Source organism: Parabacteroides sp. AF14-59 (assembly GCF_003479515.1).
Lineage (GTDB): Bacteria > Bacteroidota > Bacteroidia > Bacteroidales > Tannerellaceae > Parabacteroides > Parabacteroides faecis.
Window position 1 is genome coordinate 65,746 of record NZ_QUHH01000030.1, and the last position, 15,325, is coordinate 81,070.

Consider the following 15,325-nt stretch of genomic DNA (forward strand, 5'->3'; position numbering starts at 1 on the left):
TGACCTCTTCTCCCCTTGCCGATACGGAGAGAACAGGCTATTAGCAGGTTGATTGTTTTTAGGCAACTGTTTGATTTTTTTCCAAAGATAAATCGTATATTTGTCCTTTGGTTTAAAACCTTGTAAACTGTATATTAACAAGATTAATTCTATTTGTAAATGGGAAGAGTATTAGTTATTGGTGCAGGGGGCGTAAGTACCGTTGCTGTTAAAAAGATCGCGATGAACGCTGATGTTTTTACCGATATCATGGTAGCCAGCCGCACGAAAAGCAAGTGCGACCAGATTGCTGCCGATATCAAGAACGTGAAGGTGAAGACAGCACAGGTCAATGCGGACAACGTGGACGAGCTCGTTGCATTATTTAATGACTTCAAGCCTGAGTTGGTTGTCAACCTGGCTTTACCTTATCAGGACCTCTCCATCATGGACGCCTGTCTGGCTTACGGTGTCAGCTACCTCGACACCGCCAACTACGAACCGCTGGACGAAGCGAAATATGAATATAGCTGGCAATGGGCCTATAAAGACCGTTTTGAAAAAGCGGGGCTGACAGCGATTCTGGGATGCGGATTCGATCCGGGCGTAACAGGGGTATATACAGCTTATGCAGCGAAACATCATTTCGACGAAATCCGGTATCTGGACATCGTCGACTGCAACGCAGGCGATCATCACAAAGCATTCGCTACGAACTTCAATCCGGAAATCAACATCCGCGAAATTACCCAGCGTGGTAAATATTTCGAAGACGGAGAATGGAAAGATACAGATCCGCTGTCGGTACACAAGCCGCTGAACTATCCGAATGTAGGTCCGCGCGAATCGTACCTGATGTATCACGAAGAACTGGAAAGTCTGACAAAGAACTTCCCGACCATCAAACGCGCCCGTTTCTGGATGACGTTCGGACAGGAATATCTGACTCATTTACGTGTAATACAGAATATCGGCATGTCACGTATCGACCCGATCATGTACAATGGACAGGAGATCGTCCCGATCCAGTTCCTGAAAGCCGTACTGCCTAACCCGGGCGATCTGGGTGAAAACTATACGGGTGAGACTTCGATCGGTTGCCGTATCCGCGGTATCAAGGATGGAAAAGAACAGACCTACTATGTCTACAACAACTGCAGCCACGAAGCAGCCTACAAAGAAACAGGCGCCCAGGGTGTAAGTTATACGACAGGCGTTCCCGCCATGATCGGTGCCAAACTCTTTATGCAGGGAATATGGAAAAAGCCGGGTGTATGGAACGTGGAAGAATTTAACCCCGATCCGTTCATGAAGGAACTGAACGAGCAGGGCTTACCCTGGCACGAAATGTTTAATGTAGATCTGGAATTATAATATGGCATTACAAGTAGGAGACAAAGCCCCCGAAGTACTGGGGATTGATCAGAACGGAAATGAAATAAAACTCAGCGATTTCAAAGGAAAGAAGTTAGCTCTTTACTTTTACCCGAAAGACAACACCAGCGGTTGCACGGCAGAGGCCTGCAGTTTGCGTGACGGTTACCAGGAACTACAGGCAGCCGGTTATGAAGTGGTCGGAGTAAGTAAAGACAGTGCAAAATCCCATCAGGGATTTATTGCGAAGCAAAATCTGCCTTTCAACCTGATCGCTGATACGGACACAGCCCTGCAACAAGCCTTTGGCGTATGGGCAGAAAAAAAACTGTACGGACGTTCATACATGGGGACTCTCCGTACCACCTTTATTATCAATGAAGACGGTGTCATCGAAAAGATAATCGGTCCGAAAGAGGTGAAGACGAAAGACCATGCTAATCAAATCCTTAATTCATAAAAGGGATGGCAAAAGAAGACAATTTATTCGAAGAGGGAAAAACCCCGGAAGGTAAACCGGCTGTGAATGCCGACAAGTTAAAAGCATTGCGCGCTGCAATGGACAAGATTGAGAAGAACTACGGAAAAGGTTCTATCATGAAGTTGGGTGACGAAAGTATAGAAGCAATCGAAGTGGTTCCGACCGGTTCCATCGCACTGAACGCCGCTTTAGGCGTCGGCGGTTATCCGAAAGGACGCGTTATCGAAATATACGGACCGGAATCTTCCGGTAAGACAACCCTGGCAATCCACGCAATTGCCGAAGCACAAAAAGCGGGTGGTATCGCAGCCTTTATCGATGCAGAGCATGCATTCGACCGTTTCTATGCAGAAAAGCTGGGGGTCGATGTGGAAAACTTATGGATCTCGCAGCCGGACAACGGTGAACAGGCTTTGGAAATTGCCGAACAGCTGATCCGTTCGTCTGCCGTAGATATTATCGTTATCGACTCTGTTGCGGCATTGACACCGAAAGCAGAAATCGAAGGCGATATGGGCGACAGCAAGATGGGATTGCAGGCTCGTTTAATGTCACAGGCACTGCGTAAACTGACCGGTGCAATCAATAAGACAAACACGACTTGTGTCTTTATCAACCAGTTGCGTGATAAGATCGGCGTTATGTTCGGTAACCCGGAAACGACTACCGGTGGTAATGCACTGAAGTTCTATGCTTCCGTACGTCTGGATATCCGTAAGATCGGTACATTGAAGGATGGCGATGAAGTGAAAGGTAATCAGGTTCGCGTGAAAGTGGTGAAGAATAAAGTGGCACCTCCTTTCCGTAAAGCTGAATTCGATATCATGTTTGGCGAAGGTATTTCCAAGGCCGGAGAGATCATCGACCTGGGAGCAGATCTGAACATCATCAAGAAAAGTGGTTCGTGGTACAGTTACAACGATACAAAACTGGGACAGGGACGCGATGCTGCAAAACAATGCGTCAACGACAATCCTGAACTGGCTGAAGAGTTATCCGGATTGATTTTCGAAGCACTGAAAGGATAAGCTACGCAGATTATCAGAAAGCTATTACCGGACGCAGATTACGCAGAAAACGCAGACTTTCGCAGATTTATTTTTTTAACAAGTCTGCGAGATTCTGCGCTTCGTCTGCGTATTCTGCGTTCCCTAATATCAACTTTTGACACAGTCTTTATTTAATTATCTTCCTATCATGACAAACAAAGACAAATATCGCCTCCTGTGCAGTAATGAAAGCAGCCTGCCGCTTTTTTCACGGGACTGGTGGTTGGATGCAGCTTGTGGCGAAACAAAATGGGATGTCTTGCTGGCAGAAGAGAAAGGGAAGATACGTGCCGCCATGCCTCTTTACATTCCCCATGAGGGAGTCGTATCGATGCCTGTTTATACGCAAACAATGGGTCCCTGGTTTACTCCGGAACCCAAAGATGCCAAATATACCCGGACATTGGGACAACGCCAGGCGATATGCAAAGAATTTATCGACATCCTAAAGGCGTATCCCCATTTCCTGCAAAACTTCAATTACAGAATAACAGATTGGTTGCCTTTTTACTGGGAGGGATATAAACAAACGACACGGTATACTTACCTGTTGAATAATATACAGGATGAAAACCTTCTTTGGGAAAATATGAGTCCCAATATCCGACGGAACATAACGAAAGCAAAAGAGAAGTTCCTCATCACAACCCGGAAAGGAATATCCGTAGATGATTTTCTAAAGATACAATCATTGACTTTCGAACGGCAGCACCTCTCTCCTCCTAAAAAAAAGGATACCCTGATACGACTCATCTCAGCCTGCCGCCAACGGAACCAGGGTGATTTATGGGGAGCGTATGACGATAAAGGGAATTTGCATGCAGTAGCTTTCATTGCCTGGCAGGAAAGTTCCGCTTATTACCTGGCTGGAGGTGGCGATCCGGCCTTAAGAGCTTCCGGAGCACATAGCCTGCTTCTTTGGGATTGTATCCGTTATACTTCCCGCCACACGGTATTGTTCGACTTCGAAGGTTCGATGATCCCCGGAGTAGAACGCTTCTTTCGTGAATTCGGAGCAATTCAAACCCCTTTCTTTACAATAACCAAAGGAAATCTCAGTTTATTATATAGAGTTTGGCTAAAGATAAAAGAACGGATATGAACAATCATGCTATACATTACATAATACGTTTCCTTCTCGGAGAAGATATTTCCGAAGAAATTGTAGCTGCTATCGGATATACGAATAACAGCAAACATTTTGAACGTTACAGTATCGTAATCATACCGTCCGGCTTTTTCACCAACCATACATACGGGACGACTTCTTCTCTTCCGGAATTGCCGTTACAGGAGATCGAAGGTACTCCTCTCCTATTCGGTTCTCCCCTTGTTGAACAAGTAGGCGGCACACTGGTCATTCATGCAGACATTATTGCCAGCACCTACTTTCTTATAACCCGTTATGAGGAAATTATACAACGTAATATAAGGGATGAACACGGACGTTTTCCAGGAAAGATGTCTCTACCCTACCGGGCAGGATTTCTGCACCGCCCGGTCGTGGATGAATATCGTCTGCTCTTACGCAAATGGTTGCAGCAATATGGGCTCCGCCTACCGGAAGTAAAGAAAGAGATACAACATATCTGGTTGACACACGACCTGGACGCTCCCACTCTTTACCGCACATGGAAAGGGCTTATCCGTTCGATACGGGATAAAAGAGGGCTTATTTCATCCATACAAGGGAAGTTGGGTCCCGTGGAAAATGATCCGTATTACACATTCCCGTGGATATTCGAGCAAAATAATTTATTACGGGAACAAACAGGCAAAGAGATCTGCCAGGCGATTCTTTTCATCCGCAGCGGGGGCAAATGCAAACAAGATAAACCCCATTATAGCCTGCACAGTAAAGATATATCTCAACTGATAGAGTCTGTCTTGTCCAATGATATGAAAATCGGCCTGCACAGTAGTTATCAAGCCGGTAAATCTCCTTCTCTGATAAAAAAAGAAAAGACAATACTTGAAGAGAATACAGGCAAAAGTATCCGTCTGAACCGCCACCATTTTCTTTCCAGCCGTGAACCGGAAGACATGACACATTTGGAAGCTGCCGGTATAACGGATGATTTTACAATGGGGTATGCAGATGTGGCCGGATTCAGGTTAGGTACCAGTTATCCGGTACGCTGGATAAATCCGGTTACCCGGCGTCTCTCTTCCATTTTACAGCATCCGCTCACTATCATGGATTGTTCTTTAGAAGAAAAAAAATATATGGGATTAAGTTATGAAGAGGCACAGGCATATAGCCTGAATCTTATTGAACAAGTAAAAAACGTAGGTGGAGAACTGACTCTTCTATGGCATAACACCAGTGCCATGGAAAACTCCGGTAGTTATTTACGTAAACTTTATAGCCATTTATTAAACGAACTCGCAAAAAAATGAAAATTGTTACTATTGTCGGAGCTAGGCCTCAGTTTGTCAAAGCAGCCATGGTGAGCCGGGCAATCCTTGAATACAACAAAAATAATGATACACGGTATGAAGAACTGCTTCTCCATACGGGGCAGCATTACGATACAAATATGAGCGACATCTTTTTCAAAAGCATGGGAATCCCTCAACCTGTCTGGCAATTGCAATGCGGAAACGGGACACACGGAGAGATGACCGGTCGTATGCTCATTGAAATAGAAAAAATATTACAGGACACGCTACCCGATTATGTATTGGTCTACGGCGATACAAACTCAACACTGGCTGGTGCATTAGCGGCATCCAAACTGCATATACCGGTAGTTCATGTGGAAGCCGGCCTCCGTAGTTTCAATAAACAGATGCCGGAAGAGATCAACCGTATACTGACCGACCATATGGCAACGTTATTGTGCTGTCCGACTTTTGCTGCCGTCGGGCATTTGGCCAACGAAGGAATACAGCAGGGAGTCCACCATGTCGGGGATGTGATGTACGATGCGGTATTAACCTTCGGTAAATTGGCTGACAGTACATCAGACATACTCGACCGCCTGGACCTGACCAGCAAACAGTTCAGGCTTTGTACTGTACACAGGGCTGAAAACACAGACATCCCGGAACGGATATCCGGAATTGTCAATGCGATAAAGGAAATATCTTCTCATTCCTGCCCGACTGTTCTACCTCTCCATCCCCGTACACGAAACTGCCTGGAAAAATTCGGACTGTTCGAATCACTCGATAGTCAGGAAGGAATACTGATCATTCCTCCGATAAGTTTTCTCGATATGGTCATGCTGGAAAAACATGCTGCCACAATCCTGACAGATTCGGGAGGCGTACAGAAAGAAGCCTACTTCCATCATACCCCTTGCATAACACTGCGGGATGAGACAGAATGGGTAGAGACTGTCGAAGCTGGCTGGAATCAGATTGCCGGATATAAAAAAGAGAATATCCTGTATTGCCTCGGCAATCAACCGGAACGAAAAGAAATTCAGGAATACGGAACCGGAAATGCTTCTAAAAATATCATTGATTTGTTATGAAGAAAATACTGATTATTTGCGACCTTTTCCCACCTGCTTTTGGTCCGCGTATGGGATATTTATGCAAATACTTACGGAATTACGGGTGGGAACCTGTTGTTCTGGCTGAACACGTTGAACAAAACACATTTACATTCCTGGCTAATAAATGCGAGGTCACCCATATCAATTTCTATACGGCCAAAAACAAAATCATCAGAAAACTACAATGGGCCTGTATACTTCTTCTCGATCTTCTTTGGGGATATAAAGATGTACGGATGTACCGGGAAGCTCAAAAATTAATTCGGAAGAATAAATTCGAACTGGTATTATGCAGTAGTTTCAGAAGTTTTCCTTTACCAGCAGCACAACGTATCGCCCATACATATAAATTACCTCTAGTCGTCGATTTAAGGGATATCATCGAACAATTTACCGGAGATGAATTTATGTCACATCGTTTACCGGATATCTTCGGATTAAATAAATTGTACATTTCGATCTTCAAAAAGAAAAGTCTTCACGAACGAAACCGGGCTTTGAAAATGGCAGATTTTGTCACGACGGTCTCACCCTGGCATGTGGAAACGCTAAAGCAATATAATCCGAATGTCGGACTCATTTATAATGGATTCGATCCTGAATTATTTTATCCGGAACAAAAAAAGACGGATAAATTCATCATTACATATACCGGCAGGTTGATGAGTACAGCCATGCGCGATCCGGGATTATTATTGGAGGCATTAAAAATACTATCGGATAAAAATATCATCAACGACCAGATATGCCGTGTTTACTGGTATGTCGATCCGGCTTCGCAAAAACTAATTACTGCTGAAGCAGATAAAGCTGGTGTATCGTCTTTCATGGATTTTAAGGGATATGTACAAGCTACGGAAATACCATCTGTACTCAATAACAGTTCTGTCTTGCTTTTGCTTGCCAACCGTTCGAAAGAGAAAGGCCCGAAAGGAATTATGACAACAAAATTCTTTGAGTCGCTTGCGGTTGAAAAACCGATTCTTTGTGTCCGCAGTGACGAAAGTTATCTGGAATCGGCTCTCCAAGAGTCAAAAGCCGGTATAGCAGCACGTCATGTAGAAGAAGCCTGCCGCTTTCTGGAAGATTGCTTTACGGAGTGGAAAGAAAAAGGATATACGACTTCGCAGACCGATAAAAAAGTATTGAGAAATTATTCCCGTAAAGAACAGGCTGGACAGTTTGCTGAAATTTTTGAAACCGTAATCATCCGATAAAATGTTATCCATATTAATTCCAACATATAATGCGATATGCACAGAATTGGTCGCTCGAATACATGCGGAAGCAACCAGGTTAGATATTCCTTTCGAAATTTTGGTAGCCGACGATGGTTCCCGATCTGAAATAGATGAAATAAACCGGCATATAACAACACTGAGTAACTGTTGTTATTTTCCGGCAACAGAAAACATCGGACCGGCACGCCTTCGGAACTGGCTGGCTGACCAAGCTAAATATCAATATATTTTATTTTTAGATACGGATGTTTTGCCTGTTCACCCGACTTTTCTCGCAGATTATTTACAGGAGGCAATACAAGGAGGTGTCGTTTGCGGCGGCTTCTGTTACCAGCGTGGGAAACCGTCAGCACAACATGCCTTACGCTATTATTACGGTATTCATGTCGAAGAAAAAACAGCAGCAGAAAGAAACCGTCATCCTTATGCACAATTTATATCGATGAGTTTCCTGGCCGATCGTAGTGTATTCAAACAGGTCCGCTTTGATGAAGCCATGCATATCGGATATGAAGATACTTACTTCGGCATACTGCTGGAACAAAAACATATACCTCTTCACCACATCGATAATCCGGTATATCACCTCAGTAAAGAGCCTTCCAGGGAATACCTGAGAAAAATACGTAATGCAATCGACATCCTTTCCCGGAATATAGAGAAACAACGAACCCATGTACGCCTTCTTCAATGGTATACCAAACTAGAGCGATACGGGCTAACCGGATTTGTGGCCCGGATTTTCCAGATCACCCAATCTGCTATCGAGAAAAATCTGACAGGGGAAAAGCCCTCGCTCAAACTGTTCGCCTTTTATAAACTGGGGTATTTATGCCGGATCAGAAGAAACAGCATATCCGAATAAGTCATTTCAATACTTTCGTTTGGAGGTAATATCATATCATTTAGGGACATATAATTGAATGAAAATCAATCCCCGCTTAAACTCTTTCTGTAATTTCCAATCAGCATGAAGAGTCTTGATAGATTCGTCATTCCAATTATAAATATTTGTATATATTATGTACTGGCTCTTATCCAGGTTCAAAGATGAAAAAGAACGGTTATCCGTATTTGCTTCCGTATCTGAAAAGAAAGAATCCAGAGGGAACGAAGCGGAGACATCATTCACGTCTATCCCCTGTTCTTCTATATATGCAATCATTTCCTGCCGTAACGAATAGTACGGAAGATGACAAAGAACACTATCCCATGCTTTAGACATTCTTTCGGAATAAACCCAAAAGTTTCCACTGACCAGTACCAGTATCATACTGATAAAAATAACCCTAATTTTCTTTGTCTCATAAATTTTCGACAAAAGCTGGCCGGTAATCAACGCTAACAAAATATATAATACGATAAAGTAGCGGTCACCAAAAGGATTCGTCACGGGTATTGTCACCAGAGACATGGTGAACAGCACACTCAGGTAAATAATACTCAAGCGGGAATGAATGACAAATGAGATAAAATTCTTTATACCCATCTTGATTACAGCCACAAACAAAAGTATCCAGACAACGATCCTGCCCGAATCGAGCATTCGTATTGCCAAACTCGCTATATTCTTAATTATATGATTCAGGCTTGCCAATTCACGATGCTCCTGATATTCAAAACCCGGCTGATATAGAAAATATCCGGTTTCCAGTTTTCTGTAAAGAAACCATGCACCCAAAGCCAGCAAAACCGGAATAAAAGAAGGGAAAACATAGAAAAACGCATCTTTGAAAGATTTTTTATCGATTACTTTCGAGATGACTAAATAACCCAGTCCTAACCCGGCACAAACAACAAGTCCCCGGATACTAACCATTCCCAGGCAAAAAGCAGACAACGCCAGCCAGCCTCTCTTATTCTCCAGAAGCAGATTGATGCTTAACAATGCAAAAAAACACATAATAACATCAGGCGAAATAAGTATCAGTTGGGTAGAAAGCGTAGGCTCCAATAATACCAGCAAGAAAATATAGGGAGTATATTTCGTATTCAATTTTTCACACAAACGATAAACCTGCCAGATGACACCCAATGAAAATAAGGTTACAGACAAATGGGCAATCAACAGATTTTTGCCAAACAGGGACCATAATGCGGCCAAATACATATGAGCCAAAGGAGGTTCCGATACATAGTCGGGCGGATAAACAAAAGAAAGAAAGCCATATTCCAACAAGTAACTGGCCGGCTTGGAATAACCGGCTATATTATCCCAGAAAAAACAATTATCCAATGTAAAGAACTTCAGTACCAGAAAAACGACAAGTACAATGTATTTAACCATACGATTTATTTATTCAGTTTATCTTTTGATGACCACCGGATTCTATCTCTTGCAGGAAACGAATCCCGGCTTTTACATAATCTCTTTGCAGATCCTCCGGCTTCAGAATAAGATCGTTCCATTGAAGCAAATCGATATCGATAGGGATAACTCCGGTTGCATTCCCCTCAGGCGTACGTCGTAACTGCCGCTCTATTTGTTTCAAACGATAATTAACCTCATCCGGTCCTTCTTCCGTAAATGCAATTGCAACCTGATTCAGAAAATGACCGGAACAGGATATGTTTATAGGAACTGTGTAAACCGGAACAGAAAAACTGATGGAAACAAAACTACTATCCAGCAGATGGCCCGCATCTGCAATATTCCTTTCCTGGTCCGTATTTGACCCCAAACTTAATATAATTCTATTTGCCATACTAATTTTCATTCCTTACTGAATACAAAACTAAAAAAAATACCAATTAATAGGTATTGGTCATCTAAGTATTTCACTATAACTTTGCACAAGAATTTAAGAAAAATGAGATTATCGGAGCTTCACACTGGCGAGAAGGGTGTTATTGTAAAAGTAATGGGGCGCGGAGCTTTCCGTAAGCGCATTATTGAAATGGGATTCATAAGAGGGAAAGAAGTGGATGTTATACAAAATGCTCCGCTCAAAGACCCTATTCATTATCGTGTAATGGGATATGACGTCTCTTTACGGCGGAACGATGCTGCAATGATCGAAGTGGTCAGTTCCGCAGAGTTTGCCAAGGCCCAGATATCCCAGCAAAATGAAACCCGTTCCGCAGACTCTTATACATTACCCTCTACTGAAGATTTACAGGCAATCGCTATACATCAGGGAAAAACGATCAATGTCGCTTTGGTAGGAAATCCTAATTGTGGCAAAACATCCCTCTTTAACTTCGCTTCCGGAGCACATGAACATGTGGGCAACTACAGCGGAGTAACCGTCGATGCCAAAGAGGGTACTTTTCAGCAAGACGGTTATACATTCCGTATTGTAGATTTACCCGGAACTTATTCTTTATCCGCTTATACGCCGGAAGAGTTGTATGTCCGCAAACATCTCAGCGAAGAGCAACCGGATGTGGTGATTAATGTTGTCGACGCATCCAACCTGGAAAGAAATCTGTATCTGACTTGCCAACTCATCGACATGGATATCCGGTCTGTCATCGCATTGAATATGTACGACGAATTGGAGCGATCAGGTAATAAATTCGACCATAACTCTCTGTCCCAGATGATCGGAACTCCTATTGTTCCGACTATCAGTAGAACCGGTTTCGGTATTGAACAACTGTTCAAACGGGTCATAAAAGTATACGAGGAAGAAGATCCTGTAATCCGTCATATCCATATAAATTATGGAGAAGTACTGGAAAAAGGAATTAAAAATGTCAGAAATGCGATAAAACAAAATGGGAATGTAGCTAAAAGCCTTTCCAAACGTTATTTGTCCATCAAGTTACTGGAGGGAGACCCGGAAATAGAAAAATTCATCCAAACATTACCCGGTTCCGATACAATCCTGGAAGAACGGGACAGGAATGTTGTCCAAATAGAAGAATTATTACTGGAGGATTCCGAAACTGCATTCACAAATGCCCGTTATGGCTTTATCTCCGGTGCATTGAGGGAGACCTACGAACAAAATAAAATAAAAGAAGCGACCAGTACGCAGATCATAGATTTATTCGTCACCCATAAAGTGTTGGGATTTCCAATATTCATCCTTTTTATGTGGATCATGTTCGAAGCGACATTCCGTTTGGGTGCATACCCTATGGAATGGATTGAAGACCTGGTTGGCTGGATTGGAAATTTTGTACGGGGTACTATGAGCGAAGGCCCGCTAAAGGATTTGCTTGTCGATGGTATTATAGGTGGAGTCGGCGGTGTTATTGTCTTCCTTCCTAACATCTTGATATTGTACTTGTTCATTTCATTCATGGAAGACTCCGGATATATGGCACGTGCCGCTTTTATCATGGATAAGATCATGCATAAAATGGGGCTTCATGGTAAATCTTTCATACCTCTGGTTATGGGATTCGGTTGTAATGTTCCAGCTATTATGGCATCCCGTACAATCGAAAGCCGCAATAGCCGGATGATCACTATGCTGATCAATCCGTTAATGAGTTGCAGTGCACGTTTACCGGTTTATGTCCTGCTTGCCGGGGCATTCTTCCCGAATAATGCAAGTTTTATACTCTTGTCATTATATGTTTGCGGAATTTTACTGGCTGTTATTATGGCACGGCTATTCAAGCGTTTTCTATTTAATGAAGAAGATGTTCCTTTTGTAATGGAACTCCCTCCCTACCGTATGCCGACAGGAAAGTCGATCATGATCCATATGTGGGAGAAAGCCAAGCAGTATTTGCACAAAATGGGGGGCGTCATTTTAGTGGCTTCCATCATTATCTGGTTCTTAGGATATTTCCCCCGTCACAGCGAGACAGGAGATGCATTTGACCAGCAAATCGCAGAAGTAGAAAATGCAGAACTGGATTCCAAAGAAAAAACGGAAACAATTGCAGAGTTAGAACGGTTAAAGAATATGGAGCATCAAAAAAACTCATATATCGGAACAATAGGACAGACCATTCAGCCGGTTCTTAGTCCGTTAGGATTCGACTGGAAAATGAGCGTCAGCCTGTTAACTGGCATGGCAGCCAAAGAAGTTGTTGTCAGTACTTTGAGTGTGCTATACACTGGTGAAGAAGAAGACGCCCAAGCCTTATCCGAGCGCATAAAACAGGATCTGGATGAAGAAGGAAATCCGGTCTTTACGCCTCTTATCGCTTTGAGTCTGATGTTATTTGTCCTTATCTATTTCCCATGTATCGCAACGATCTCAGCCATCGTCAATGAGTCGGGATCGTGGAAATGGGGAATATTTGTGATTGTATATACATGTGTTCTGGCATGGATCGTCTCGTTTGTGGTTTATCAGACAGGGAGTTTGTTTATTAATTTGATTAGTTAGGATAATTTATATGTGGCAAGAAATATCTGTTATACTTATCGGCATAATCACTTTATTCTTAATTGGAAATAAAGTCTATAAATTGTTTTCAATCAAAAAACATCCTGATAATCAATGTATAAATTGTAATGGATGCTCACTAAAGAAGAATGCATTTCCCTCAAAAAACACAACTAATATTAACAAAAACACCTTTGTTAATCAATAATAATTAACCATTTATAAAGAAAAAGATTCATTATTCATCATACATTTGTAATCATATAGATACAACACAAATAGATTTCCATGCAGAATATAAATATTACAAAGTTTTTTATTTTGCTTTTGTCATCTGTTACTTTTATTTCATGTTCAAAAGAGAGTAGCATAGAAGAAGATCCGGATGAAATTATAACATTTGTAGAACCGGATTTTATTCAATCTATTGATATACTTTTCACAGGTAGTTCTACGATCGCTTTTTGGCCTGACTTGGATAAATCATTTGCAACCTACCACCTCATAAATACCGCAGCCAGTGGTACTAATATTGATGCTCTTTTAGAAAACAAAGAAACTCGTATATTTAAGTATAACCCATCTTTCTTCATATTTTACTATGGAGACAATGATATGTATGTATATGATGTTGATACTTATCTGAAAAAGTTCAAACGACTCATGAAAGAGTTTAAAATAAGAAGACCGAATTCCATTGTATTGCTTATATCAATCAAGCCAAGTCCTAAAAGATCTGAAAAATTCAGTCAATACAAAAAAATTAATAGTTACATGAGCAAATACCATTCAATAAATCCATTATGTCACTATATTGATATTTGGACCCCAATCCTCAGAAATCCCCAAAATGTTAACTCTACATATTTTAAGGAGGATTTACTTCATCTCTCCGATAATGGATATATACTTATAAATCAATCAATTATTAACGCTATAAAAAAATTGGAACATTCTGAGTCATCCAATTAGCATCATAAAGAAAGATTTCCAAAGAACAAAATTAGTACTCAATGCTTGCTTTGTTGGATTTATTGGGGTTTCTTTGTATTAGGAATTTATTTTATTTCCAACATTTTCACAGACAATACAAATATTTGAAATGATGAAGAATATACTGGTATTAGCTTATTGCGTTTCACCTACCCGTGGTTCTGAATATGCGGTAGCTTGGAACTATATCATACGAATGAGTAAATATCATAAATTAACAGTTTTATATGGTATATCCGGAGAACAAATGGGAGATATTGCCGAATTAGAAGAATTCAAACTTAAAACACCATTGAAAAATGTTCATTTTATACCGGTTCATCATAGCCATATGACTATTGCACTGAATTATCTCAATAGACATCATATACTGCCATTCACCTATTATCTGGCATTTCAAAACTGGCATAAGGATGCTTATAAAGTTGCAAAACAATTAGTCAGTAATGAAAAATTCGATTTAATACATTATTTAGGACCAATAGGCTACAGAGAACCCGGTTACTTATGGAAATTAGGCTTACCTTATATTTGGGGACCTATTGGTGGAATGAACAATTATCCTATTCAATTGTTAAAGGCTACCTATACTTTTAAAGGTAAATTTTTTTTCTTGCTTAGAACATTCTTAAACAAAGTTCAGTTAAAAACGTCCACACGAGTAAAAAAAGCATTGAAAAAAAGTAATGTATTACTGGCAGCTACAACAGAAAACCAGCAGAGTATATTCAAGGTTCATCATGCTTACAGTACATGGTTACCGGAAAACGGAATTACCGGAGAAATCAAAATAACATCAAATCTCAAATTTAAAGAAGATATCATCCATTTGGCATGGATCGGAAGAGTGGATGATTTCAAAGCAATCATATTATTAATAAAGGCATTGGAAAACATATCGTATAAAAATTTATTGATTCATGTGATAGGCGATGGATTCATAAGAAAAGAGATGGAACAATATGCCATAAGAAAAGGAGTCAACCATCTGATCAAATGGCATGGCAGAGTAAAACGTAGTGAAGTTTTTTCTATTTTATCACAAGTTCATCTACATGTAATCACCAGTTTAGGAGAGGCAAATACCACTGTAATCTGGGAGGCTATGAGTTTAGGTATTCCAACAATGACATTAGACCATTGCGGTATGCATGATGTCGTTTGTGATAAATGCGGGATTAAAATACCCATTATTTCTTATGCTCAAGTAATCAACGACATGACAGCAAAACTCAATGAATTAATGCAAAATCCGCTAATACTGAAAGAACTATCAGATGGAGTCTTGAAATGTGCACCTAATTTTCACTGGGATAAAAGAGAAATTTTCTGGAATGAAATTTATAGTCTTGCTATAGACAATTTTCAGAAAAGTATTTATTCTACAACACCCCGCTAACTAATAATA

General features: G+C 41.2%; 13 protein-coding genes. 11 read left to right on the forward strand and 2 right to left on the reverse strand.

Annotation, left to right across the window (positions count from 1 at the left end; genetic code table 11):
- Positions 1-159 precede the first annotated feature (159 nt).
- From DWW23_RS23065 to DWW23_RS23100, 8 genes are all read left to right on the forward strand, one after another.
- Positions 160-1,353: a saccharopine dehydrogenase family protein gene (locus tag DWW23_RS23065; RefSeq protein WP_122356617.1), complete on the forward strand. Its 1,194-nt coding sequence runs from the start codon at positions 160-162 to the stop codon at positions 1,351-1,353.
- A 1-nt stretch (position 1,354) separates the two neighbouring features.
- Entirely contained in the window at positions 1,355-1,813 is a 459-nt protein-coding gene (bcp, locus tag DWW23_RS23070) for a thioredoxin-dependent thiol peroxidase (RefSeq protein ID WP_122356619.1), read from the forward strand.
- 5 nt (positions 1,814-1,818) lie between these two features.
- Positions 1,819-2,862, forward strand: a complete 1,044-nt coding sequence (recA, locus tag DWW23_RS23075) for a recombinase RecA (protein ID WP_122356621.1) — start codon at positions 1,819-1,821, stop codon at positions 2,860-2,862.
- 169 nt (positions 2,863-3,031) lie between these two features.
- Positions 3,032-3,985 carry a GNAT family N-acetyltransferase gene (locus tag DWW23_RS23080; RefSeq protein WP_122356623.1) on the forward strand — a complete coding sequence of 318 codons (954 nt, stop codon included), beginning with the start codon at positions 3,032-3,034 and terminating at the stop codon, positions 3,983-3,985.
- On the forward strand, positions 3,982-5,283 hold the full coding sequence (locus tag DWW23_RS23085) for a polysaccharide deacetylase family protein (RefSeq protein ID WP_122356625.1): 1,302 nt from the start codon (positions 3,982-3,984) through the stop codon (positions 5,281-5,283). Before DWW23_RS23080 ends, DWW23_RS23085 begins: the two co-directional genes overlap by 4 nt.
- On the forward strand, positions 5,280-6,365 hold the full coding sequence (gene wecB, locus DWW23_RS23090; protein WP_122356627.1) for a non-hydrolyzing UDP-N-acetylglucosamine 2-epimerase: 1,086 nt from the start codon (positions 5,280-5,282) through the stop codon (positions 6,363-6,365). The genes DWW23_RS23085 and wecB overlap by 4 nt, the downstream gene beginning before the upstream one ends.
- Positions 6,362-7,606 (forward strand): glycosyltransferase, encoded by a 1,245-nt coding sequence (locus tag DWW23_RS23095; protein WP_122356629.1) that lies wholly within the window; start codon positions 6,362-6,364, stop codon positions 7,604-7,606. Before wecB ends, DWW23_RS23095 begins: the two co-directional genes overlap by 4 nt.
- A 1-nt stretch (position 7,607) precedes the next feature.
- The gene (locus DWW23_RS23100; protein WP_122356631.1) at positions 7,608-8,495 is read left to right on the forward strand and encodes a glycosyltransferase family 2 protein; all 888 of its coding nucleotides are present in this window, start codon (positions 7,608-7,610) and stop codon (positions 8,493-8,495) included.
- A 36-nt stretch (positions 8,496-8,531) separates the two neighbouring features.
- Here the strand turns inward: DWW23_RS23100 and DWW23_RS23105 are convergent, their stop codons facing one another.
- On the reverse strand, positions 8,532-9,917 hold the full coding sequence (locus tag DWW23_RS23105; RefSeq protein WP_122356633.1) for a glycosyltransferase family 39 protein: 1,386 nt from the start codon (positions 9,915-9,917) through the stop codon (positions 8,532-8,534).
- A 13-nt stretch (positions 9,918-9,930) separates the two neighbouring features.
- Entirely contained in the window at positions 9,931-10,335 is a 405-nt protein-coding gene (locus tag DWW23_RS23110) for a 2-amino-4-hydroxy-6-hydroxymethyldihydropteridine diphosphokinase (protein WP_122356635.1), read from the reverse strand.
- A 105-nt stretch (positions 10,336-10,440) separates the two neighbouring features.
- Between DWW23_RS23110 and feoB the strand changes: the two genes are divergently transcribed.
- The 3 genes from feoB (at position 10,441) to DWW23_RS23130 (ending at position 15,316) form a co-directional block, all read left to right on the forward strand.
- Positions 10,441-12,924: a ferrous iron transport protein B gene (feoB, locus tag DWW23_RS23115; protein WP_122356637.1), complete on the forward strand. Its 2,484-nt coding sequence runs from the start codon at positions 10,441-10,443 to the stop codon at positions 12,922-12,924.
- A 288-nt stretch (positions 12,925-13,212) separates the two neighbouring features.
- On the forward strand, positions 13,213-13,896 hold the full coding sequence (locus DWW23_RS23125; RefSeq protein WP_222941147.1) for a hypothetical protein: 684 nt from the start codon (positions 13,213-13,215) through the stop codon (positions 13,894-13,896).
- A gap of 130 nt (positions 13,897-14,026) precedes the next feature.
- Entirely contained in the window at positions 14,027-15,316 is a 1,290-nt protein-coding gene (locus tag DWW23_RS23130) for a glycosyltransferase (protein WP_233564429.1), read from the forward strand.
- Positions 15,317-15,325: the final 9 nt, after the last annotated feature.